General features: G+C 50.1%; 20 protein-coding genes and 1 pseudogene. 3 read left to right on the forward strand and 18 right to left on the reverse strand.

Annotated features, from left to right (window positions below; genetic code table 11):
• Nucleotides 1-231 precede the first annotated feature (231 nt).
• A complete protein-coding gene (locus RG807_RS13580; protein ID WP_309045363.1) occupies nt 232-2,232 on the forward strand; it encodes a hypothetical protein in 2,001 nt (666 codons plus the stop codon).
• A 223-nt stretch (nt 2,233-2,455) separates the two neighbouring features.
• Here the strand turns inward: RG807_RS13580 and RG807_RS13585 are convergent, their stop codons facing one another.
• From RG807_RS13585 to RG807_RS13595, 3 genes are all read right to left on the reverse strand, one after another.
• Entirely contained in the window at nt 2,456-2,812 is a 357-nt protein-coding gene (locus tag RG807_RS13585; RefSeq protein WP_309045364.1) for an endonuclease domain-containing protein, read from the reverse strand.
• Between the two features lie 221 nt (nt 2,813-3,033).
• On the reverse strand, nt 3,034-4,476 hold the full coding sequence (gene sbcB, locus RG807_RS13590) for an exodeoxyribonuclease I (RefSeq protein ID WP_309045365.1): 1,443 nt from the start codon (nt 4,474-4,476) through the stop codon (nt 3,034-3,036).
• Between the two features lie 48 nt (nt 4,477-4,524).
• A complete protein-coding gene (locus RG807_RS13595; protein WP_309045366.1) occupies nt 4,525-5,424 on the reverse strand; it encodes a hypothetical protein in 900 nt (299 codons plus the stop codon).
• Nucleotides 5,425-5,700: 276 nt separating this feature from the next.
• Here RG807_RS13595 and RG807_RS13600 point away from each other — a divergent pair, with 276 nt between their 5' ends.
• Nucleotides 5,701-6,732 carry a response regulator gene (locus tag RG807_RS13600; protein WP_309045367.1) on the forward strand — a complete coding sequence of 344 codons (1,032 nt, stop codon included), beginning with the start codon at nt 5,701-5,703 and terminating at the stop codon, nt 6,730-6,732.
• Nucleotides 6,733-6,735: 3 nt separating this feature from the next.
• Nucleotides 6,736-7,710 (forward strand): GGDEF domain-containing protein, encoded by a 975-nt coding sequence (locus RG807_RS13605; RefSeq protein WP_309045368.1) that lies wholly within the window; start codon nt 6,736-6,738, stop codon nt 7,708-7,710.
• Nucleotides 7,711-7,792: 82 nt separating this feature from the next.
• Here the strand turns inward: RG807_RS13605 and RG807_RS13610 are convergent, their stop codons facing one another.
• The 15 genes and pseudogenes from RG807_RS13610 to RG807_RS13680 form a co-directional block, all read right to left on the reverse strand.
• On the reverse strand, nt 7,793-8,161 hold the full coding sequence (locus RG807_RS13610) for a histone-like nucleoid-structuring protein, MvaT/MvaU family (RefSeq protein ID WP_309045369.1): 369 nt from the start codon (nt 8,159-8,161) through the stop codon (nt 7,793-7,795).
• A 172-nt stretch (nt 8,162-8,333) separates the two neighbouring features.
• The gene (locus RG807_RS13615; RefSeq protein ID WP_309045370.1) at nt 8,334-9,740 is read right to left on the reverse strand and encodes an MBL fold metallo-hydrolase; all 1,407 of its coding nucleotides are present in this window, start codon (nt 9,738-9,740) and stop codon (nt 8,334-8,336) included.
• 34 nt (nt 9,741-9,774) lie between these two features.
• Nucleotides 9,775-11,715 (reverse strand): polysaccharide biosynthesis protein, encoded by a 1,941-nt coding sequence (locus RG807_RS13620; protein ID WP_309045371.1) that lies wholly within the window; start codon nt 11,713-11,715, stop codon nt 9,775-9,777.
• 19 nt (nt 11,716-11,734) lie between these two features.
• The gene (gene nagB / locus RG807_RS13625) at nt 11,735-12,505 is read right to left on the reverse strand and encodes a glucosamine-6-phosphate deaminase (protein WP_309045372.1); all 771 of its coding nucleotides are present in this window, start codon (nt 12,503-12,505) and stop codon (nt 11,735-11,737) included.
• Between the two features lie 10 nt (nt 12,506-12,515).
• Nucleotides 12,516-13,073 (reverse strand): sugar transferase, encoded by a 558-nt coding sequence (locus RG807_RS13630; RefSeq protein ID WP_309045373.1) that lies wholly within the window; start codon nt 13,071-13,073, stop codon nt 12,516-12,518.
• Nucleotides 13,074-13,140: 67 nt separating this feature from the next.
• Nucleotides 13,141-14,307 (reverse strand): nucleotide sugar dehydrogenase, encoded by a 1,167-nt coding sequence (locus RG807_RS13635; protein WP_309045374.1) that lies wholly within the window; start codon nt 14,305-14,307, stop codon nt 13,141-13,143.
• An 81-nt stretch (nt 14,308-14,388) separates the two neighbouring features.
• Nucleotides 14,389-15,351, reverse strand: a complete 963-nt coding sequence (locus RG807_RS13640) for an NAD-dependent epimerase/dehydratase family protein (protein WP_309045375.1) — start codon at nt 15,349-15,351, stop codon at nt 14,389-14,391.
• A gap of 8 nt (nt 15,352-15,359) precedes the next feature.
• Nucleotides 15,360-16,307, reverse strand: a complete 948-nt coding sequence (locus RG807_RS13645) for a UDP-glucuronic acid decarboxylase family protein (protein WP_309045376.1) — start codon at nt 16,305-16,307, stop codon at nt 15,360-15,362.
• A gap of 1 nt (nt 16,308) precedes the next feature.
• The gene (locus RG807_RS13650) at nt 16,309-17,106 is read right to left on the reverse strand and encodes a glycosyltransferase family 2 protein (RefSeq protein WP_309045377.1); all 798 of its coding nucleotides are present in this window, start codon (nt 17,104-17,106) and stop codon (nt 16,309-16,311) included.
• Nucleotides 17,103-18,650 carry a capsule biosynthesis protein gene (locus RG807_RS13655; protein WP_309045378.1) on the reverse strand — a complete coding sequence of 516 codons (1,548 nt, stop codon included), beginning with the start codon at nt 18,648-18,650 and terminating at the stop codon, nt 17,103-17,105. The genes RG807_RS13650 and RG807_RS13655 overlap by 4 nt, the downstream gene beginning before the upstream one ends.
• 28 nt (nt 18,651-18,678) lie before the next feature.
• A complete protein-coding gene (locus RG807_RS13660; protein ID WP_309045379.1) occupies nt 18,679-19,662 on the reverse strand; it encodes an EpsG family protein in 984 nt (327 codons plus the stop codon).
• Between the two features lie 98 nt (nt 19,663-19,760).
• Nucleotides 19,761-20,780: pseudogene (locus tag RG807_RS13665) on the reverse strand (IS30 family transposase).
• 417 nt (nt 20,781-21,197) lie between these two features.
• Nucleotides 21,198-21,818 carry an acyltransferase gene (locus tag RG807_RS13670; protein WP_309045380.1) on the reverse strand — a complete coding sequence of 207 codons (621 nt, stop codon included), beginning with the start codon at nt 21,816-21,818 and terminating at the stop codon, nt 21,198-21,200.
• Between the two features lie 2 nt (nt 21,819-21,820).
• Nucleotides 21,821-23,077 carry a lipopolysaccharide biosynthesis protein gene (locus RG807_RS13675; RefSeq protein WP_309045381.1) on the reverse strand — a complete coding sequence of 419 codons (1,257 nt, stop codon included), beginning with the start codon at nt 23,075-23,077 and terminating at the stop codon, nt 21,821-21,823.
• Nucleotides 23,078-23,103: 26 nt separating this feature from the next.
• Complete coding sequence (locus tag RG807_RS13680) at nt 23,104-24,054, reverse strand: phytanoyl-CoA dioxygenase family protein (protein WP_309045382.1); 951 nt, start codon at nt 24,052-24,054, stop codon at nt 23,104-23,106.
• Nucleotides 24,055-24,082: the final 28 nt, after the last annotated feature.

Genomic DNA, 24,082 nt, shown 5'->3' on the forward strand with positions numbered 1-24,082 from the left:
CCGAGTCGGGCTTTTTGCGTTCTGCCTGGCCTCAGCAATTTACTGATTCTGGTCTGATTCACCCTCCAATATTGATCCACGGTCCGAGGAAATCGAGCAGCAAGAAGCGTGGCACCGACGACAAAACTGGCACACCTTTCGCAACACCTCCCCTAAAGCACAGCAAACAACCAAAAACTGCAGGCCGTTGCCGCAATTTTTGAACCTAGCGGCAGGTAAATGAGGTATCCCATGCAAGCCAAACATCACATTCAGGAATCCCATTCCCAGCAGGCACAGGCGGCTCGGCTGCTTTTGCAGGCCAACCTTGCGTATGGCGAATCCAACAGCGGCGGGTTAAGCCACATCCAGCGCCTGCAGGCTCGGCAGGAATGCCGTGTGTACCTCGAAGAAGTGATTGCCCTTGAGCCAAATAGCGCCATCGCTTTAGGTCTACTGGGGCGTGTCGAGATGGACGACGGGCAACTTGAAAACGCCCACGACCTCTTCAATGCCAGCCTGCAAGTTCAACCCGGCCAGGCACAGCAATACGCCAACCTTGGCTATTGGGCCTTGAAAACCGAGCGCCCTGCTCTGGCAGAGCAGCACTTCCTGCAAGCTTTGGACTGCGACCGGCAATCCGCCGCCGCTTTCTGCGGTGTGGCCCATGCCAAGCGCTTGCAGGGGCAGTTTGATGTGGCGTACCTGCATTACCGTAAGCTGCTGGAAACCGGCGCTGAATGGGATTCGGTGTACAGTGGCATGCTCTCTTGCGCGCAGCACCTTGCGGTAAACAAGGCGGATAGCAACCTGGCGTTGGATGCGATTGCTCTGCTTAGCCAAGATGGTTTACCTCATCAGGAGATCGGGCGTTTTGTGGGGGCGATCATTCGCCAGCAATACGATCTGGATAACCCGCAGGCCGAGATTTTCCTGGATGCCGCCAGCACAGACGAACTGCTGATTCTGGCCCTGCAAAAAACGCTCATGCCAGACCCAGCCGTGGAAGAACTGGTTGTGATGCTGCGCCGCGCGATTCTGGCGGAAGTTGCCCAAACCGTGGAGCTGCGCGATGAGCTCCAACAGCTCGCCCTTGCCATAGCGCAATACGCAGACCGCACAGGCTACGCGCTAGCCGCGGAGGATGATGAAGAGCGGTTAATGGCTGCGGTTAATGACAGCCTTAAAGCCCAAATCGTAATGGGTGAATCGCAGGAAGCGTTGATTGGCTCGCTGATGATCAGCGCCATGTACGGTGCTTTGTTTCATCAGGATTTTGCCGTTCAGCTTGGGCAGTGGAATCTGGTGGATTGGCCGTTGGCACTTCAGCCGGTTCTAGCCGCCAGCTACTACCACCGCGCGGAAGAAGAAGGCATAAAGCAGTGTTTTGATGAGAAATCAGAAGAGCTGTGCCTGGATAAAACCGACGTGCCACAAGCTTGGCCCGCCTGGTCGAAACTGGCTTATCGCGCGGAAAGCAGCTTGAAGTCACTGATGGCCACAGAGCTGGGCTTGGCTACAGACAAGCTGCCAGACACCTTGCGCATAATGGTCTGTGGCGCTCAATCTGGTCAGCGTGCTATGGAACTGGCCAGATATCTTGCAGATGTAGAAGTGATCGCGGTAGATGAGTCTCTGGCCAACATCGCCAAAGCCACGCGCATGGCTGCCGAATCCGAGATCAGCAATATCGTATTCTGGCCCTGGTCCATCGCCCAGCGGTTTGTGGCCGATGGTCATCAAGTGCACTGGATTGAGGTGGGCCGCCTGCCCTCCCCGGCTATGACGGAACTCTCCCTGGCCGCTCTGGTAAACAGCGCAGCCGGTTCTGGTGCCGTTGTGCACTTGCACACGTCCATCGCCGAACAAACCATCGGCGACAAGCAGATGCGGAAACTGATTGCCGAGCACAGGTTACAGCGAACCCGCTCCACCCTGCGCCAGCTTCGCCGAATGGTTCTCACCAACCGGCAAGATGCCACTTGGCAAGAGCTGACTCAGGAAGAAGACTTCTACAGCCTGGGCGGCTGCCGCGACCGCTGGTTCCAACCACAGAATGAAGCTCAGCTGAAAGACCTGATGGCGATGGTGAGTAACGAGGTGGAATGGAAGCTAATCAAAGCCCGTGATGAGGATGGTCATAGTTTGGCAACCAAGCCTGTTCAAACACAGATTCAGGCAGAGGCTCTGGGGAGTGAGGTGCAGAGTGTGATGGGGCAGAATTTAAGTGTGTATTTTCAGAGGAGAAGGTAGGGGGCGCTATCCCCTCCCGAAGCGTCGGACCGCCCCTCTCCCCAACCCCTCTCCCACAAGGGGTGAGGGGCTTTTACTGCACTGCCCGCTAGCGTTGATGCAATCCCCGGGCATCGGCTATATGCCTCAGGCTTCCGGTGTGTAGCTCCCCTCTCCCTTCACGGGAGAGGGGCCGGGGGAGAGGGTGCATTGTAGCGGCGGTCCTCCGGGCCAACTTCCCTTTTCACTCTCCTGCAACCGCAATACCGTCCTGTTTCTCCAATTCGTCATAAATCACAGAAAGCACCACATCAACCTGCGTCAAAATCTCATGATTCCAAAATCTCAGCACCTTGAACCCCTGAGAGCGCAGCCAAGCATCCCTTTCCTTGTCACTCTCGGAATCATTATGCTGCCCACCGTCGGCCTCAACAATCACCCTTGAGCCAAAATGCACAAAATCGACGATGTAAGTCCCGAGCGGTTGCTGACGCCGGAAGCGCTTGCCATTGAGGCGATAAGCTCGCAGATGAAACCAGAGGAGCTTTTCCGCGTCGGTCATGTTTTGGCGGAGGTGTTTGGCGAATTGAGCTTGGTTCATTGGGCCGTCCTTGGCTTGGGTGGTGAAGAATACCCCCTCTCCCCAACCCCTCTCCCGCAGGGGGAGAGGGGCTTTTACTGCACTGCCTGCTAGCGTTGATGCAATCCCCGGGCATCGGCTATATACCTTAGGCTTCCGGTGTGTAGCTCCCCTCTCCCTTCAAGGGAGAGGGGCCGGGGGAGCGGGTGCATTACTGCGGCGGCCCGCAGGGCCAACATCCTTTAAATATAAGGAATCAAAGATTCCCCATACAAATGCAAATCCTCCAACACCTGCTGTTTCTGCGGCGTCAGTTCCGGGTCGCTGGCCAGCCGTTGTAATTCAAGCCCAAATGCCTCAAGCGACAGCCAACCTTTCTTCGGTGCCATCAAACGCTGGGTTCGAAATTGCTCCCATCGCTCAGCCTCTTCACTGGTGAGTGAATCCGGATAGTTCCGAGCGCGGTAGCGGAAGAGCAATTCCTGCAACCGTTCATCTTTAAAGTTGAAGCTTTCCTCCACCAACAACGCCGGCGGGGTTTGCAGTACCCGGTTCAACTCACTGCGGTCGGCCGGGGATATAAAGCCGCCTGCGTAGAGTTGTTCATCCGGGTCTGTCAGGTCGCTTTGATGTGGCTGGTCGAAGGCTTCCGCAACCCGCTGCGCCAACCCTGGGGCTTTTCTCAGCAAGGCAAGATTCGCTCGAAGGGTGTCTCCGTCCAGTTCGAGTTCTTGCAGGCGTTCCTGGGAAAGCGTGGTAAGCATATTCGCAGGCGCCAAAACCGGGCATTTGTTCAGTTGCACACCCTTTAAAGGGAAGCGTTTTTGCTCCCCCAATTCTGCTTGGGAAGTAAACACCCGCTCACGTATCTGCTCAGGCGTGGCGTTGATTAACTCGTTTGGGTCTTCCCGCAGATCGTACACAATCACCAGGTTTTTATTACTGGGGTGATCCGCAACCGGCGCTACCATGGCACAGCAACCCCGGGTGGCCGGGTATTTGGCGGAGATGTGGAGCACAGGCTTCATGGTTGCCGTATCCAGCATGGCGCGGGCGGAGTGTTTGTCTTTGTTGTTCAGAACATAATCAAACAGCTTCGGCTGCTTTTCCCGAATCAATCTGGCTACAGCCAAGGTTGCTTCCACATCCGACATGGCATCGTGGGCGGCTTCGTGGGCTATGCCGTTGGCGACGGTGAGCTCTTCCAGTTTGAAGCTGGGGCTGCCGTCTTCCTTGCGGGGCCAGTTGATGCCGTCCGGGCGGAGTGCGTAGGTTAGCCGCACCATATCGATAATGTCCCAACGGGAATTGCCGTTCTGCCATTCACGGGCATAGGGGTCTTGCAGGTTGCGGTACAGGGTGTGGCGGGTGACTTCATCATCAAACCGCAGGCTGTTATAGCCCACTACGCAGGTGCCTGGCTGGCTGAAGGCTTCATTTATCTGGCTGATAAACTCCGTTTCCGGGAAGCCTTCTTCCATCGCCTTTTGAGGCGTAATGCCTGTAATCAGGCAGGCTTGGGGTGATGGCAGGTAGTCGTCGGTGGGTTTGCAGTAAATAACCAACGGGTCTTCAATAATATTAAGATCCGCATCGGTTCGCACACCGGCAAACTGAGAGGGCCGGTCGTGCACCGGGTCTACACCAAAGGTTTCGTAATCGTGCCAGTAAAAAGAGCGGATCAAGGGAAGACTCCTGCCTTGTGAATCATTAAGGTCAGGAGTCTAACAAAATCAAAACAGGTTAGTCCCCATGTCTACCTGATGAGTGCGCAAGCGGTCAACGCCCGGCCCGGTAAGCTTTTGCAAATCGATGGTCATATTGGTAGGCAGGTTGATGAACACACCTTTGCCAACACTAATCGTGTTCGCACCATCAAGGCTTTGCCATTCCATGTTGTCATCCCGCTGAAAACCGATGAAAAAGCCATCGGTAAACCCAACTGTGCCGTCAGTCGCACCTGTATCTTCACCAACAATTATGGATCGCAGATTGGTTAACGGCGCGCAGTTGGCCAAGGCGCCATCAACATTACAGCCCGCTACCTGGCCCGGGCTGTTGGGTGCAAGGCCTATATGGGTGGCGCGATTGTTCGTTGCCGCACCACCTACGCCGCCAAACAACATTGCATCGTACACTTGGCCGGAATCGCTAATTTTCATACCTATATCACCACTAAAGCTGGTGGTATGGGATGAAACCGATCCGCGAGCTTGTTCAAAACCCATGCGAAAGCCAGCCAGGCCAGCGCCATCTTCGGCTAATTCTATATAAGGTTTTTGGGCCTCGAAGGGAATAGCATCACCTTCGTTGTAGGTAACGCCGTTAAATTGCTCGCCATCGGCACGGGCGATATGGCCCAAAGCTACATGCTGTGCAGAAAAATCCGTACCGCCGTTAATCTCCCCAATCTGCACGTCATCAATATTCACCCGCGTTTCCACATCCATATTCAGGCTCATGCGGGTATATTCATGGCTTGTGCCAGTTATATTCTCAACCTTCATAAACGCCTGCCCTGTTATATCGCCCATCGCGGATTCAGAAATGGGGTCCAGTTCAGCTTGGGCAACAGGCACAATACCTAGGCTTAAACTAAGGAGGGCGGCGCATCCATACGCGTGATAATCCATAAAAATGCCTCTCTTAATCTGGTTGTTCGCTGTCAGTCTTGATTTTTCAGTTGCAAGCAGACAGCCTATACTTGCACTCTGCATCTTTATTAAGTTGCCGAAATGCCACTATATCGGAGGCCCCAAGGCCAATGAGGTGTGCTCAGTCACAAACCTGAATAACAATTCATTACATTTCATCAATTTGCAGCAGGCAGAAGGTGTCGTTTTCGTGTACATACCCTGGCGTAATGCTATGATCAGCGAACAGCCATTCAATAGCCCCCGGGCACAATCATGACTACCCGCATTCTTATCTGCGATGATTCTGCACTCGCCAGAAAACAGATGGCCCGCGCCCTCCCAGCCGGGCTAGCCGACACCATCCTTTTTGCCAATAACGGCCTGGAAGCGCTAGATAAACTACGCGCTGGGGAAGCCGACCTTATGTTTCTCGATCTGAACATGCCGGAGATGGATGGCTACCAGGTTCTGGAGCATGCTCTGGCCGAAGACCTCCCCATCATGACCATCGTAGTGTCTGGCGACATCCAGCCCGAAGCGCGGGAGCGGGTACGCAAGCTTGGTGCGATCGATTTCATAAAGAAGCCCACAGATATGGGGGTTGTCCTTAGCCTGCTTGCCGAATACGGCTTTTACCGCCCTGGGGAGCTTGAAAGCACTGCACTGAGCGATGGCGCACTCAGCCCCGACGATGCTTCCCACACCCCGGAAATTTCAGTCTCGCTCAGCGATTACCTGCAGGAAATCGCCAACGTCGCCATGGGGCGCTCGTCGGACTTACTCGCCCGGCTGTTGCGAGTGTTTGTGAAACAACCCATTCCCAAAGTGGCCTTTATTGCCAACTCCGAACTCCACATGGCCATTTCTGCGGCCCACGACAGCGACACCTATTCCGCGGTATGCCAAGGTTTCACCGGGGCGGGGATTGCGGGCGAGGCTTTGCTGCTATTTGCGGATGCCAGCTTTCGGGAAATGGCTGAACTGCTTCACTACGAAAACTTTGAGGGTGCATCCGTAAACGTGGAAGTGCTGATGGATATGTCGAGCATTCTGTTCGGCGCTTTTCTCAAAGGCATGGGCGACCAACTGGATCTCGAACTCGGCCTTAGCCACCCCAGCGTGCTCGGCCAACACCGGCAAATCACAGATTTGCTTGAACACCAGAACTCCCGGGAGGAGCAGCTCCTGTGCATCGAGATCAGCTACACCCTGGAAGACAGAAATATTCAGTGCGACATGCTGGTGCTGCTCACGGAAGACTCAGTGCCCTTCCTTGAGCAACGCCTCCAATACCTGACGGACTAAACCATGGCCATAAACGAACTTGAAGCCCAATCCTTCCACTGGCTGGTGGATATGCTCGAATCCGTTGAGGTTGGCCTGGTGGTGCTGGATTTGGACTTCCGGGTGCAAGCCTGGAACGGTTTCATGGAAAACCACAGTGGTATTACCGCCAGTAAAACCCGTAACCAGGTGATTTTTGAGCTGTTCCCCAACATTCCGGAAGCCTGGCTGAGGCGCAAAGTGGATGCCGTCACATTGCTTAATACGCGAGCGTTCACGTCTTGGGAGCAACGGCCCTACCTGTTCCAGTTCCGCAATACGCGCCCCATTACTGGAACGGATGACTATATGTTCCAGAACCTCACCATCAGCCCGCTCTCAGGCAGTACCGGGCAGGTGGAGAAAATATGCATTATGGTGTACGACGTAACCGATATAGCCACCGCCAAACGGGCTCTGGAACAAGCCAATGAACTGCTCGCAAAACTCAGCATGACCGACCGCCTGACCGGCCTGTTGAACCGGGGAACCTGGGAGAACCTGGTAGATGCAGAGTTTGAACGCTTCCGCCGCTATGGCCACACAACCAGCCTTGTGATGTTTGATATCGACTTCTTTAAAAAAGTAAACGATGCCCATGGCCACTTGGCCGGAGATGAAGTAATCAAACACACCGCAACAACGGCTAAAGACAGCTTGCGATCATCCGACAGCATTGGCCGCTATGGTGGCGAAGAATTCGGAATTATATTACCGGAAACCGATGCCGAAGGGGCCCGTGTTATATGTGAGCGAATACGGGATAGCATCGAAAAAAGCATTGTGCAAACCAGTGTAGCCCCCATTCGATACACAGTAAGCGTGGGGATTTCACAATTAAGTGGCAAGCCTGAAAACCATATGTCCTGGATGCAGCAGGCCGATGAAGCTCTATATGCAGCAAAGAAGGCGGGCAGGAACCGCGTTATTGTTCACCAAAGCCCTGACTTGCCCGATTAGAACAAACCGTAAAACAAACATTGGTACAAAAAAAGGGCCGGATGAATAGATCATCCGGCCCTTTTTGCACATCTCTGGCTAATCAGTCTTGCTGCCAGCTCTGTACCGTTTCTTTGCCGTGGGCTTTGCGCCACTCGTTCAGCGTTTTGTGATTGCCACCGCGAGTCTTTACCACTTCACCCGTGTGCGGGTTGGTATAGGTTTTCATGGGGCGCTTGGCGCGAGTGCCAGTGGTGCCTTGTGCTTTTTCTGTCGCGATAGAAGGATCGATGGCGGCCAATATACGAAGCACGTGCTTCGGCGACTTGTCATACTCTTCCATCAATTCCCGAATGCTGCTTTCAAAGGCCAGTTCGCGCTTCAGGGACTGATCCTGTTCCAGCTGGTTAATCTCGTTTGCGAGCTGTTCCATTAGCTGCTTTTTCTGGTAATAATCGTTAATCTTTGCCATGGAAATAAAACCTTATAGTTTCTGTGGACTCTCGAAATCACACCTCGCTAAAGCAAACACAATGCGAGCGGCTTGCCAAAAGACACAAGAATAATAATTCATAAGGTTATATATGGCAAAGACTAATCATTTAAAAGCTTTTAATTATTCATAATACAGGTTTAATTCGCAATTAATCCGGTATCAAAATACCTGAATAACCCAAGCTCTCAAGGTGCTGTTTGAATGCCTGCTTAGCAGAAGCATCTCCGTGCACAATTCGAATCTCGGCCGGCTTTTCGGGAATGCCGTTAATAAAGCGAATTAAATCCGATTGGCCAGCGTGTGCAGAGTAGCCGCCCACTTGATGCACACTTGCCCGTATATCAAATCGCTCCCCATCGAACTCTACCCACCCACCACGGAGCCCATAAGCAAGAATATCCCGCCCCGGCGTACCCGCTGCCTGATAGCCCACAAACAACACATCGTTTCTGGCTTCCCCAAGCATGGCTTTGAGATAATTAACCACCCTGCCCCCGGCACACATGCCGGAACCGGCCAGCACCACACAGGGGCGATGGGAACGGGCCAGGTAATCCACCGCGTTCAGATGATTCTCATGGGAGTTAATCACCGTTAATTGCTCAAAAGAGAGCGGATGCCGCCCCTGCCGAACCAAATCAGCCGCCTCCCCATTCCAGAAGGGCTTTAACTGGCGGTAGATACTTGTGAACTCTGCCGCCAATGGCGAATCCACCACAATCTCCAAATCATCCCAGGCCAAGCCATCGGTTACACAGTCGTTTCCAAATTCGTGAATCAGGCCTTCAATCTCGTACAGCAATTCTTGGGTGCGGCCAATACTGAACGCCGGAATCAATACCGTGCCGCCATCTGCCAGCGCCCGCTCCAGAATAGCTTTCAAGCGATATCGTCGGGATTCGCGACTCTCGTGATCCTTATCACCGTAGGTGCTTTCAATCACCAAACGATCAGCGCGTTCCGGCGAGGCAGGCTCCTGCAGCAAAGGCGCATGGGGCGCACCCAAGTCGCCACTGAACACTATCCGCTCATGCTTGTCACCAGACACTGCATCGCATTCAACATAAGCCGAGCCCAGAATATGCCCCGCACGTTGCAACCTTATCGATAACGACCTCCCCGGTTCTGCAAACACTTCATGCCATTGCCCATAGGGCACAGGCACCAACCGGGAACGAATCAAACTGAGCACTCGCTCAATTAGCTGCTTGTCTCGGGTGAAACCAATCTTTAACGCATCTTCCAGAATTTCCGGAAGCATGATGGCCGACGGCTCGGAACAAATAATCGGCCCCTCAAACCCCGCCACCAGTAAATACGGAATGCGGCCTACGTGGTCTATGTGCACATGGGTGACAACCAACGCGCGGATGTGATCAATGGGGAAATCAACGGAGAGATTGGAGGCTGAAGCGCCGTCGCCCTTCTCAGCACCCTGAAACAGGCCGCAGTCGATCAAAATACCGGCGGGAGGGGGTTGTTCAGAGTGCAGTGTAAGTTCGTGGCAGGAGCCAGTGACGCCAGAGGTGGCGCCGTGGTGGGATATTTTAATCATGGTCAACAGTCCTTGTTGTATCTCCCCTCCCTAATTAAACCGGGAGGCGGTGAATCTTTCTTTCGGTATCCTCATCAAACTTTGCATGCTCGCTGCCATTACACCAAACCAGGTCCGCTACATCCCCATTAGGCGTATAACCCGTGGGCGCATTCTTGAGCGTCTCAACTATCAAGCAGCAATCGAAATCCTGGCTGGCACGGGCCAACTGTTTGAGTACCCCATCCAGCTCCTCCCAGAGCATAGACACCTCACGGGCCATCATAATGCGCGGGTGGGAGGTGCCCTGAGGGTCGTCGCCAATAAGGAGTTCCTCGAACAGCTTTTCACCAGGCCGCAGCCCCGTAAACACAACCTCAATATCACCCTCAGGCTGCTCCGGCGTTTTCTCCACCAGCCCCATCAGGTTAATCATCTTGCGAGCCAAGTCGGCAATCTTCACCGGCTCGCCCATATCCAGAACAAACACCTCACCGCCACGGCCCATACTGCCCGCCTGTAGCACCAACTGGCTGGCCTCCGGGATGGTCATGAAATAGCGGATAATATCCTTGTGGGTAACCGTAATCGGCCCGCCGTCGCGAATCTGGTCGCGGAACAGGGGCACCACAGAGCCAGATGACCCCAACACATTGCCAAACCGAACCATGGAGAAAATCGTTTTGCTCTGGCGCTGCGCCAAACCTTGCAACACCAACTCCGCCATGCGCTTGCTTGCGCCCATTACATTCGTCGGGCGAACGGCCTTGTCGGTGGAAATCAGAACAAACCGCTCAACCCCTGCAGTAATGGCGGCTTCTGCAGCGTGCAATGTGCCGAACACGTTGTTCTGCACACCTTCAATCACATTATGCTCAACCAAGGGCACATGCTTGTAGGCGGCTGCGTGGTAAACGGTTTGAATACCAAAACTGCGCATCACCGTTTCACAACGGCGGCGGTGGACGACACTGCCCAACAGAGGATGAATCTCCACATTCAACCCATCAATCCGGTTGATGGCCTGCAGTTCCCGCTCAATGGCGTATAAGGAGAACTCGGATTGCTCGAACAACACCAGAACCCGGGGCCGATGATGAATAATCTGACGGCACAGCTCGGAACCAATGGAACCGCCAGCCCCGGTTACCATCACCGCTTTACCATACAAACTTGCTGCCACCTGGGCATTGTCCGGGCGCACGGGGTCTCGGCCTAGCAGGTCTTCGAGTTCAAGATCGCGGATATCGTTAATTCGAGCCTGGCCGGCTACCAGCTCACTCATGGAGGGCACGGTTTGAACCGGAAGCTTCAACGTCTCCAGCTGATTAAGGAGCTTGCGGCGGTCAATTTTCTCATCCGCATCCAGTGCCAGTAGCAGACGTTTTACGCCATGCCCTCGCACCGCCTGTTCCAGATGGCTTAGAGCAAACACGGGTAATCCTGCAATCAGAGCCTTGTGATTGGCTGGTATCAAGCCTATGAACGCCACCGGGTGATACTCGGTGCCCTGTTGGAGTGCTTTAGCAAGCTGAGCGCCGGTTTCCCCTGCGCCCACAATGGCTACACACTCCTTGCCACGGTTGGTGGTGTGATGCACCAGCATGCGCACACTCATGCGGCTGCCACCTACAAAGATAAAGGCCAGGGCCGCGTAAATCACGGGAACGGAGCGAGGGATCGGAACTTGCAGGCTGTAACCAAGGATAATCAACAAAAGCGCCGAAATCCCGACACCGGTAATGATGGTGAGGAAAGCTCGATCACTCATATAACGGACAACGGCGCGGTACAGGCCGAGGCGAACGAATACGCCCAAGGTAAAGACCACCGTAAGCGCAGTGATCAGAAGCTGCCCCTTGGTGGGCAACCAAAGCGTCTCTTCCAGCCGCAATGCAAAGGATGCCCAAAGGGCAAACGAGAGCGCCAAGGTATCTACCGAAAGGGAAACAAGACGCTTTTGTAAACGGGGCAATCCCAGGAACTGCGTAAACATATTAGGTGTAATCCCTCATCTATCGAACTCCTTCCATAATCCCTACAGCCTCATTAAACACCTGCTGAGGAAGTAAAGAGGCAGCTTCGCAATCCAATACTATCGTCACATTAGAGTGTTGCTTCAACGCCGATGCCGGCAAAGCCTCGTCCACAGTACTGTGGAACAAATCCGCCATAATGGCTGCTTTTTTCATGCCCGTCGCTAACAAAACAATCTCCTTGGCCTCCAGAATATCCTGAATACCCATAGTGATTGCGCGGGTAGGCACTTCCTTCTTATTGACAAAAAACCGGCCGTTGTCCAGTCGAGTTTGCTCGGACAACTCTATTACATGGGTTCGGCTGGAGAAACAGGTATGGGGTTCATTGAAACCAATATGGCCATTGGAGCCAATGCCCAACAGTTGCAAATCCAATCCGCCTGCTCCCCGGATTGCCTCAGAATAGGCTTGGCAAGCCCCCTCAACATCCATCGCCATGCCGTCTGGAAGATTTATTTTATCTTCCGGGATGCTTAGCTTGTTAAATAAATGCTGATGCATGTAATAGCGGTAGCTCTGAGCATGCTCCGCATCCAGACCAATATACTCGTCCAGATTAAAGGTGGTGAGCTGGGACAAATCTACAGGCTCGCGCTGCAAACACTCTAACAACCGGTGATAAACGGGCTCCATGGTGCTGCCGGTTGCCAAGCCCAAGTTGGCATGGGGGTTGGCTTGAATCCGGGTTAGGAGGCGCTGGGCAGTGTAGTGGGATGCTTCTTGGGTGGTGTTGAAGATTTTGTACATGATTGGCGGCTCAATCCTTGCCTGGCACCCGGTCGCCTGATCCTTTGCCTGAAACGGTCATGAGGATGTATTTAAAGTAGGCAGCCAAATTCAAATTAGCCAGCATTTTGGCATCCGTTTCTGCCAACAGTTTTGGCGTAGACATATCAATATCGTTTACCTGCGCCAAACCGGTAATACCCGGGCGAGCGTTCAGCACTCCGCGCTCTTCACGCTCTGAAATTAACTCTTCCTGACTAAACAGACAGGGGCGCGGGCCTACTAAGCTCATTTCACCTTTTAGCACATTCCATAGCTGGGGCAGTTCATCCAACTTGGTTTTGCGTAGAAAATGACCAAATTTAGTAATGGACGAACTGCTAGCCAGGTGACTGGCTACAGAAGCAGTGTCTACGGACATGGTACGGAACTTAACCAGCGTGAATGGCTTTTTATTCCGCCCAACTCGTTGTTGCTTGAACACCGGAGAGCCTGTGTCGAACAAACCAATTACGTAGAGCACAAGCAGAACCGGGAAGCCAAACAACAAACCAAACAATGAGAACAAAAAATCCAATGTACGAATCACAACTCTATTCCTGATCGCTTGGGGAACACCGCTACACGCCTATAGTGATTCGATTTGAAGTCCATACTCAGTCGTTGCCAAACAGGTCTCGGGTATACACCTTACACTCAACATCCAGCAGATCATCACTGCGCCGGTTTGCAAGTACAACATCGGACATTGACTTGAACTCCTCGAGGTCGCGAATAACCCTTGAGTGAAAAAACTCACTCTCATGGAGTTCGGGTTCGAAAACAACAACCTCAATACCTTTGGCCTTTATCCTTTTCATTATTCCCTGAATTGCGGAGGCGCGGAAATTATCTGACCCAGTCTTCATCACCAACCGATAGATACCGACAACCTGCGGGCTTCTCTTGAGAATATCATCCGCAATAAAATCCTTCCTAGTTCGGTTGGCATCTACAATTGCCTTGATCAAATTATTTGGAACGTTATCGTAATTGGCCAGCAACTGCTTTGTATCTTTAGGGAGACAATACCCCCCATAGCCAAACGACGGGTTGTTATATTGTCGACCTATACGCGGGTCCAAACCTACGCCATCAATAATCTGGCGAGTGTCCAGTTCATGTGTGGCTGCGTAAGTATCCAGCTCGTTAAAGAATGCTACACGCATCGCTAGATACGTATTTGCGAACAGCTTGATCGCTTCTGCTTCTGTTGAGCCTGTAAACAAAGTCTCAATGTCTTTCTTTAAAGCGCCATCACCCAGCAGCTTCGCGAATACTCTGGCCCGCTCGGACTGCTCGCCAACTACGATCCGGGATGGGTAAAGATTGTCATGTAGCGCCCGTCCCTCACGCAAGAATTCTGGCGAAAATATAATATTTTCCGTTCCGAATTTTTGCCTGGCCAGGCGTGTGAATCCCACAGGAATTGTCGACTTAATTACCATCACTGCACTCGGGTTAATAGTAGCTACATCCGCAATTACAGACTCAACAGTTGTCGTATTGAAATAATTGGTTTCCGGATCATAATCCGTTGGCGTCGCGATAATGACAAACTCTGCGTCCTTGTAAGCCTTATATTTATTAGTAGTAGCCTCAAGACCTAGTTGTCTGGTTGCTAAAAAGCCCTCTATTTCTATATCTTCAATCGGTGAGCGACGAGCATTCACCAAGTTCACCCGACTTTCGTCTACATCTAGTGCACAAACTTTATTGCGCTGAGAAAGTAGAACAGCGTTTGATAATCCCACATACCCTGTGCCCACAACAGCTATTTTCATAATCACTTACAACCCTGATTTAATACGATTATCAGTCCCGCTACCCGGCAGCCTTGAGCGCCAAACTCACAAAGAACTAACTCAAATGTGTGAATCAGCATAGAGCTTACCGATTATCTCGAGCTCGCCTGCAGTGTCTTCGCAAGGCACCCAGTCAAGTACCGTACGGGCTTTCCGGTTATCGATCTCTAAGTCACAAAATAGCTGAGTGAACATATCGCGCTTACCCAACCCTCCCAACACACTCGCCATCAATACTCGCGGAACAGCTACTAGCCGTCCTGCTCGCCCCATTCCGGCCCGTAACGACGCCACGATTTCTCTGGTCGAAACAACCGAGGAATCGGCAACAACAAAACATTGGCCACCTGCAGCCGGATGACATGCACAAGCAATCAGAAAATCAACCAATCGCGTTATGGAGACCAAACTCCGGCGATTATCACACACACCAAAAGGCAACGGAAAAGAGGAGTCCGCCAACTTAATCAGGCTTCCAAAGTTACCGGGCGCATCCACACCATAAACGAGCGGCGGACGTACAATTGTAAGCTCCGAATCCGGTGCTGACTTAAACAGCTTGATTAGTTCAAGTTCCGCTTCCATCTTCGAAAGGGTGTAGGGGGAACTCGGTTCAAAAGGTGCATTCTCGGTGATTGCTTTTCCGTTGGTGACTGTACCGTGAACTCCTATAGAACTCACAAATACAAATCGACGAACACCCGCTTCAATAGCTAAGCTCGCCAGCTTTAACGAGACGTCCACGTTCATCCGCCGAAAGCTGTCTAACCCTTGCCCATCCCTCCCTCCTTTACCATGAGCTTGGCCTGCCAGATGTATAATGCAGCCGACATCCGAAGTATCGAATTCATTCAGCTCAGCGGCTTCCAGATCCAGGCGATGGTAGGTCACTCCCGATGGGACTATGTTCCCGCCTGAACGCCGCCCCACTCCGATCACACCCTTACCCCGTGAAACGAGTTCTGCACATAACTTACGACCAACGAATCCCGTCGCACCGGTCACCAGTACCTTGTTGCCCATTTGATCAATCAGCCCTGATCTTTCGTTGCGAGCAGTTCATCAAAATAGGTAATGGTTTTCTTCAAGCCATCATCGAGTTTTATGGTTGGCTCCCAGCCAAGTTCCGCTTTTGCCAGTTTAATGTCCGGCTGGCGCTGTTTCGGATCATCCTGAGGAAGGGGCTGATAAATCAGCTTAGAAGGCGACCCGGTCAGGTCGATTACACGTTCCGCAAGCTCCTTGATCGTGAACTCGCCCGGATTACCGAGGTTTATCGGACCGGTAACTTCCTCTGGAGAATTCATCAAACGTACGAAGCCTTCAATAAGGTCATCAACATAACAAAAGCTACGGGTCTGCTGCCCTTCACCATAAATAGTTATGTTTTCCCCTTTCAAAGCCTGAACTACGAAGTTGCTTACAACTCGACCATCATTGGGGTGCATCCTCGGCCCGTAAGTATTGAAGATACGCGCAACTTTGATAGACAGGTTGTGCTGCCGATGGTAATCAAAAAACAAGGTCTCAGCGCACCTTTTACCTTCGTCGTAACAAGAGCGAATACCAATAGGATTCACCTTCCCCCAATAGCTTTCAGGCTGAGGATGAACCTCAGGATCACCATAAACTTCGCTGGTTGATGCCTGGAAAATTCTCGCGTTCAGACGTTTCGCAAGACCCAGCATATTGATCGCACCGTGTACGCTAGTCTTGGTTGTTTGAACAGGATCATGCTGATAGTGAACAGGCGAGGCTGGACAGGCTAGGTTATAAATCTGGTCTACTTCGACATACAGTGGAAAGGTTACATCGTGCCTTAGAACCTCAAAATAAGGATTATTCATGAGGTGCGCAATGTTTCTCTTCCTACCCGTGAAGAAATTGTCAACACAGAGCACGTCGTGGCCTTCACTTAACAGCCGCTCACATAGATGAGAACCCAAGAATCCCGCGCCACCTGTTACCAATACTCTCATATCACATTTCCTTTTTTAAAAACCTAGAATAAAATCCACCTGACACATGACATAGCGTGAGAAAAATCGCGTCTACAAAAGAACGATTCGGGTACTTTCGGTGTACCATAAAAACTTTTCGCATCATGTAGAGCTTGGATCCTGAAATCTGACCTTCTATTATCCGATAGTAAACCAGCGGCAAGAGAACTTTAACGCAGTTTGGTGTTGTCTCGAGCACTCGCAACCAACAGTGGTAGTCCTCAACGGCCTTGTAGGCAATGTCTTCTTCAAAAGGGTTGTTTATGAGTAGTTCTCGACGAACAACCACACTCGATGTTGGAATACGGGCGCGTATACTTTGCTGTCGAAAGGAGACAAGCTCTTTTTGATAATCCCCAAAACGTTTAAAATCGATATGATCTGCAGAAATAAAATCTCTCATTTGAGAACAAACAAAATTGGCTGAGCCATTCTCAAGGATTTTCAGCTGTAATTCGAGTTTCTGGGGGTGCCAAATATCGTCCGCATCCAAAAAGGCAATGTAATCACCACTGGCAATTCCCACACCCACATTACGCGGGCCTGCAGGTCCACCGAAGTTTTTGCCAAGTACTGTCACCTTTATTCGTTCATCTTTTTTAGCCCAAGCCTCCAGGATCAAGCGCGTGCCATCACTGGAGCAGTCGTCTACGATAATCATTTCCCAGTCTGAGAAGGTTTGATCTATCACCGACTCGATAGTTCTGCTTATAAGCGCTTCCGCGTTATAAGCAGGAGTGATCACTGAAACTTTAGGGCTGCGGGTGTCAGTCATCATCTGTCCCCCCTTTTGAACTTGGACCTGGCGCTATCGATCCATCTAAGCCCTCTCCTTCGAGAAACATCGTATGGTACCCCTCTCGGTTCAAAAATCTCATAATCCGCCAACCCCGCCCAATTCGCATCGTTAAGTGCTACGAGCACATCGTTTTCAAACTGCTCATCTGCACCATAGCTTGGATCGTCTGGTTGAATTCTCCCCGTTTTCAAAATATCAATAATTCTATCTGCCGACCCACCAATGAAATATTCGTATTTAGTGGTCTCAACCGCCTTTACATAATCGACAAATTGCGGGAACCGATGAGAACTCACATAGAGGAAGCGTAAAGTTTTCCGCTGAATAGTCGCTGTATCAATATCAACAAGCACTCGCTTCTCCATCTCTGCCCGCGAACGGAAAACCTGAACGAATCCAGCGTTTTCATAAGGAGCTGGACCAAGGCAAACTACCTGTTTACCGCAGGCTCCTGCTTCAACTGCAGAACTACCTCCATTCAGAACAACGATATCCGATTGCTGGATCAAATCGTAAGTGCTGGCTTTTTCCTCGCTACTTACCAGATAAATACCGCGCTGTTCCGCCCAGTTCCGGTATAGATTAAGGGATCTCTCCCCCGTGACCCTACCTATATTTTCAGACCAATTCGGATGACATCTTACGACTACCTGCTCCGGGAGAATGCCGTTTATTTCAAGAAAATCATCCAGAGCTTGAGTATTATCTTCCCAACCCGTTTCCCAATCCTCATGACCTGCAAATTCGTTTTTGCTACTGGGAACTATGAGCACACGCTTACGCAACGAGGAGGTCGGCCAGGGAGCGGGTTCTGGGTTTCTATTGTAAAGGCGCCATTCGAGTGAATTACGCTGCAAGAACCTTTCACCGACGAGTTTACCCGCAAACCGTGCCTGGGCTTCAGTTAAAGGCCTATCATCAAATTCCGAAACCAACTCCCCCAACGCTTTGAGCCCCAAACAATTTCCATTCGGTACCAAGCGAATACCATCGCCAAACCATGTGCGCTCATGACAAATAAAGGGTAAGCCCAACGATTCGCAAGCATGTGTAACTGCCCTTGTTAAATCCATGCGACCGTTAAAGCAGATTACCGCATCCAGCTTATTGTCCTTTATCCACTGCTTGGTGCTCTCATAAACTGAACCGACAGGCGCATGCAAGCTTTTCCTGGTGCTGACAACCTCGGGATCATCCCATTCCTTATCCGACTCCGTGCGTAACAACGTACATGAGCTAGATAAGGTAAGGCGTTCCAACTCGCTTTCGGTTAAACCACTTTTTTGGTTAGTAATAGGTGTGACATTCTGACTGGTATAAGAGCGCACTCCCCCAAGAATACATTTACTGCACTCCTTAACTTTACCTGTGCCTTTAATCGCTCGTGCGTAGCAGTTAGAGACCGAAGCATCACAGGTCAAGAAAAACACTGCATGCCCTGATTCTGATAAGACCTTCGATAGGTAGTACAAATGTTCAACGTGAGGCCGAAAAGAAAAAACATTAACAAACCCTATGCGCACAAAACTCTCCAACTAAAAAGATAAATATTTAAATTATAAAACTTCTTGTACCAAAAACAAACAAAGGAAAAAAACCGCAAGATGAAACGCAAACCCTAGAAATAAATTTCTGCTTAACTCTTAAATCTATATCTTTTGCCAATAGAACATATACAACCATCAAGCCAAACATTGAAACACGCTCTGAAGAAGTGGAACTCAGAAAAAACCAAGAGAAAAGAGCAACAACAAGTATATAAACACATACGACGAAGTTAATTCCTTTAGACGCATTGACGCACCTTCTATTTATAAGAAACATAAAAATAGAAAAAACAAGAATACTAAAAACATAAAGCAAGGACAGATCCAATCCAGTATTAGCTGAGGACTTAGTACCCTCAAAAAAAACTAATGCTACCGGTAGCGCAAGCAAAATAACAAGTGACAAAACCTTAAACATTTGACTTCGCTTTAACAAAACAATTAGCGAAAAAAATACTGCTGAGACATTGTGTGAAGCAACAGCAATAGGAAAGTATATAAAAATAACTGGCGCCAACCTATAATGTTTTTGGTAAACCGTCCCAAATGCGAAAAGAAAAATACACATAGACAACCACTGCCTATACACATTTTGAAACCCCATCACAAAAGGAAAAAATAACAAAATAGAAAAATACAAATACTGTGGTACGTTTATCCTTGTCAACGCCGCAAAAACAAAAAAACCACCTACCGCATCAAATACTAAAAAAACAACAAACTTGGAACCAAGCATGTCATACAGAAAACGCTGCCCTATCCAGACAACAGGCTCTTTTAAATAATAAAAAGAATAGCTATCAAAATCCATCGCACCCATATAGGTTTGAATATCTGAATCATAACCAGAAAGCCTCACGACAACTGACAAAGAAAGATAGACAATCATAAAAATTAAAAAAAATACTAAACTATCATCAACCAACCTTCTCTTTAACGAAAAGACAAAAGACACCAAAAGAACTAATATATATGCTGCCAACTCCAAAATCTATAACCCTTCACCAGGAAACAAGGAAGTATAACTAGCCGACAAATATAAGCGACAACACTTGGCGGCCTCCAACTCCAAGTGCGACACTCGGTTTAATGAACGCCTGATTGCACCTCCTGGATACGGTTGATCAGATCCATAAACACTTCCAAGGGTGGTTTGAAGCCTAACCGTTTTCTAGGTCGAGTGTTGAGCTGGAAGGCAAAAGCGTCCAATTCATCCTGGCTGAACACTGACAGGTCTGTTCCCTTCGGCATTTACTGTCGCAACAAGCCATTTGTGTTCTTGTTAATGGCTCGTTGCCAGGGGCTGTGCGGGTCAGCGAAGTAGATCGCCGTGCCGGTCTTTTGGGTGATTTCAGCATGGCGCACCAGCCCGCGGCCCTGGTCGTAAGTGAAGGCCTGGCGCATCTCAAGCGGCACTCGATTCAGAGCAGAACTAAAGCCCTGAACGGCCGCTGTGGCGGTGGCACCATCCATCTTGGCCAGGAACACCAGACCACTGACTTGCTCCACTAGGGTGTCAACGGCTGAGCGATTGAATGCTCTCTTGATCAAGTCGCCTTCCCAATGCCCAGGCAGAAGTCGCTCTTCGACTTCCGGCGGTCGCAGATGGATGCTGACCAGAACCGGGATTTGTTGGCAACGATCAACCCCGCCAGACGGCGGACGGCGCTTGGTGTGACCCTGACGCAGGCAGGTAATAAGCTCCTTGCGCAGCTCACCGTGAGGCTGGGCATAAATGGCTTTGTACACGCTCTCATGTGAGACTTGAAACTCAGGATGATGAGGAAACACGGACTTCAGTGTGCCGCTGATTTGCTGAGGAGACCACTTGTTTCGAAGCATGTCGACGGCCACCTCATGGACGTCTGTGTCTTCAACCAACTTGCGCCGGGGCCGGCATAGCAAACGTGCTGAAGGCGCTGCGAGCCCAGCTGCTTCGTCATCATAGGATCAGCCTTCAACCGTACGCGGCTGTAATTCCCGGCTCAGGGTACTGGGTGAACGGTTCAGCTCACCGGCAATGGCACCAAGACTTAGGCCCTGGCGCTTCAGGAACATGAGCGTAACGCGGTCGGCGGTACTAAGGTGATGATAATGCTTTTCCATGGCAATACGGTACTCGATTCGAGGGTGTTGCACTTTGTTATTGAGCGCGTGCCTTTAGAGCCTGAGCAACAGAAAACTGTGATTTAATCAACACAACTCTACTAAGGACAGATCTATCTTATAAAATGCGCACAAAAACCCCGAATAATTATTAGCACTTACTTAATAAAAAACTATCGGCGACCCATGCGACAGAGCGCGCAACCTAAACATGAAAACTAAGCATTAAATTAAACGAAAGGACCATATTAATTCGATGCAACACCCAAACAGCTGAATATAATCTTATAACATCACACCGATACAAATAACAGCTTATTGCTCTATAAAAATCTTTACCAAACGAAAATAACCTAACCGAATCACTGCAGACTGCATTAGTCCCGCCGAACGGTCAACACAACAATCAACTATACACTATCGAATGCGATCACCTACCACTTTAGCGGGCACACCAGCAACTATGCTATTGGCAGCAACATCTTTAACTACAACGGAGTTCGCACCGATAACGCTTCCCTCGCCAATACTCACTCCAGGGCAAACAACAACATTCACACCGAGCCAGCAGTCATCACCAATGGTAATAGGGCGATCCAGGGAGGACAAGCTGCCTTTCGTTTCAATAATGATTCGCTCTTGTTCCCGTATCGGTTTATCGGGATACACTCTGAAGGGATGTGTACCCGAAGAGATAAAAACATTCGGAGCAATAATGCACCCTTCACCTATGGTCACACTGCCGTTGATTGTAGTTCGCCGCTGAACAGTTGAGCCCGGACCAATAGAAACCAGTTTTGACGTCTCCATTTCTATGTCATGAGACAACCAGACTCTCTCTCCCAACACAATGCGTCCTTGCCCAGAAACAAACATGCGAACCCTACCGCCAATTTTGACGCTTCGGCTAAATTGAAACTGCTTAAAGTGTCCGTTCATTATTGACGAGGGATGCACTCTAACTCCCTTGAGCATAAACCGTAGAACCGTTGACCAGCGCCACAGTAATAAAGCGCGCAAATGGTAGACTTTGATCATCTCTAGTTCCTGAATCGAATTGCCGTACAACTAACGCAAATATAATTTGAAATAGTCAGAGCTAGCGCCAGCCATGCTAGCTTTAACGCAGAACCATTACCTCCTAGATCTAGCCAGAAAGCGTTGAGCCAAACAATAAAAACAATTACTCCGGCAGCAACATTCACTACTAACAACAAACGCTCTTTTCCGACAATAATCAAGTAACTAGTCCAAAAGTCAGATAGTCGCACAACTGCAATAACAAGAAATATCGGTATTAACAACAATGCGGAGCTATACTCTGCGAACCACACTGAAATAATGTAACTAAAAATATAGCAGGCAGGCCACATCAATATAAAACCAATACTCAAAAATAAAAAACTTACCTTTGCGGCCAAACGGAAGCTCGATCGCCGACTATCACTTGCGAGGCGCCTCGCCAATGATGGGTATACAGAAGAGTTGACAATTGACTGGAACGACTGAGAAGCAGTCAATAGAATCCACGCAAATACGTATTGCGCGAACTCGTCTACGGTCAGCCAACTCGCAGCAAACCACCGGTCGATACTCGTTAATCCAAACCCGATCAACATAACCGCCATCAACGCAAGAGCATCTCGCCAGCGGATTCTTGGCAACCTCCGAAACGCCAACTGAAATAGTTTTGTGGGGATCACCTGGCGCCCAGAAAGCACTATTGCCAAAATCCGCCAACTGACCAGTAGCGATAAACTCGCCTCGACGAACAATGCAGCTGCAGGTGAGCGGGTATAAAGGCCTACGACACCTGCGAAGAAGACCACTACAACGGCTCTTATCAAGTTTTGGAAACTGAAGCGCAGCGGCTCGCCCCGACTTCGGCTTTCTACCGTTGCCAATATAAAAACTTGCTGAGACAGGCCATGCAGCAAACTAATTAAGAAGCTTTTTGGAGTCAAACCCGCAATTTGGAAATCCATAAGCCCAACACTGCTAACCACAAAAGCACAAAAAACCGCAACGATGATGCCTTGAAGTAAAAGAACTAAGCTCGCGATTTCCTTGCCATTGAAAAAGTCTGCAGGCATCTTTCGCTGCAACATTGGCTGCAACCCTAAGCAGCCGAACATGCAGAAAGTACTGGAAACCAATAAGCCTGCGCCGTATATCGCAAAGCCGGCGGTGTCGAATATGCGAGCCATCATTAGCGGCCTGAGCATCATAAGACCCATGGCAAGCGCTAAAATTGGAATATACCATGCATCAGCACGCCATTTTTTGGATATCGACAACCGATACGGTCCCTTCAAGCGGTGTATCACATCAGTTCTTTAAGTGATTTTTCGTCACGCTGGTCATGCATCGCTCCATAATCGAACAGCGCAAATTGCAGCTGAAGTAGGAGCCGAGGCCTGTTTACAGGAGTCTTCCCCTTGTGAATGCACCATGTATCTTCTGCAAACCCATCACCGGCTTTACCACATATATCTGTAACTTTCCCAGAGTCATATTGTTGATTAACCTCATCATCAGAATAGCGACGGATATTCCAGCGATCGAGTAGGTGCTTCGTTGGCGGTTTACCTTGCGACCCCAAGACACAAACGTGTGCACCATCGCCTGCCTCTACATCTGTTAAATAGAAGAAAAATTTAAAAAACCTAAAATCGTCTACGTCTCTATGGAACAGATGAGCATGTCTGTTCCTATCCTCTTGCGTCGCATCAACCGGGAAGGTCCACCAAAGGTTTGCTCCTACAAATTTGGGGGTTGAGCCAAGATAGCCTCGGGCTACTTGGTTTAATACCGGATCACGAATTAAACGAACAACCTCAGAACACTCAGATACCGTATTGAAATACTGTGCAACAAGAATTTTCTTACCTAAGAGTTTCTCTGCTCGCTCTCTGTCGTTCAAACTAAACCCTGAAGCAGGATCTCTATCTGCAAAACACATATTGTTATCTGCGAAAGATCTTAATGAGGCTACAATCTCATTCGGGAGTTTTAACCCGAATGCCACTCCGTGCTGTTTTAGATCAGCAACCATACTAGCGGCGTCGATATCAGGAAAAAGTGTTGGCTCGTAGTCAGCACCCTCGATGTTTACTTTACTTCCTACCCCGTACCTGAGCACGAAATTCCGCACTTTTGGAACCAAGTACCTCAACAAGGTAAAGCGTGCGAAAAATCTCATTAGCGTATAGCTAGGCTTAGACGACAAACTAGAAAAAACCCGCTTCATGCGCTGCGATGCTGAGACATTCATCTATCAACCTCCTTGAGGAGTAGTGCGG

The organism is Marinobacter sediminicola, from assembly GCF_031157525.1.
Lineage (GTDB): Bacteria > Pseudomonadota > Gammaproteobacteria > Pseudomonadales > Oleiphilaceae > Marinobacter > Marinobacter sediminicola.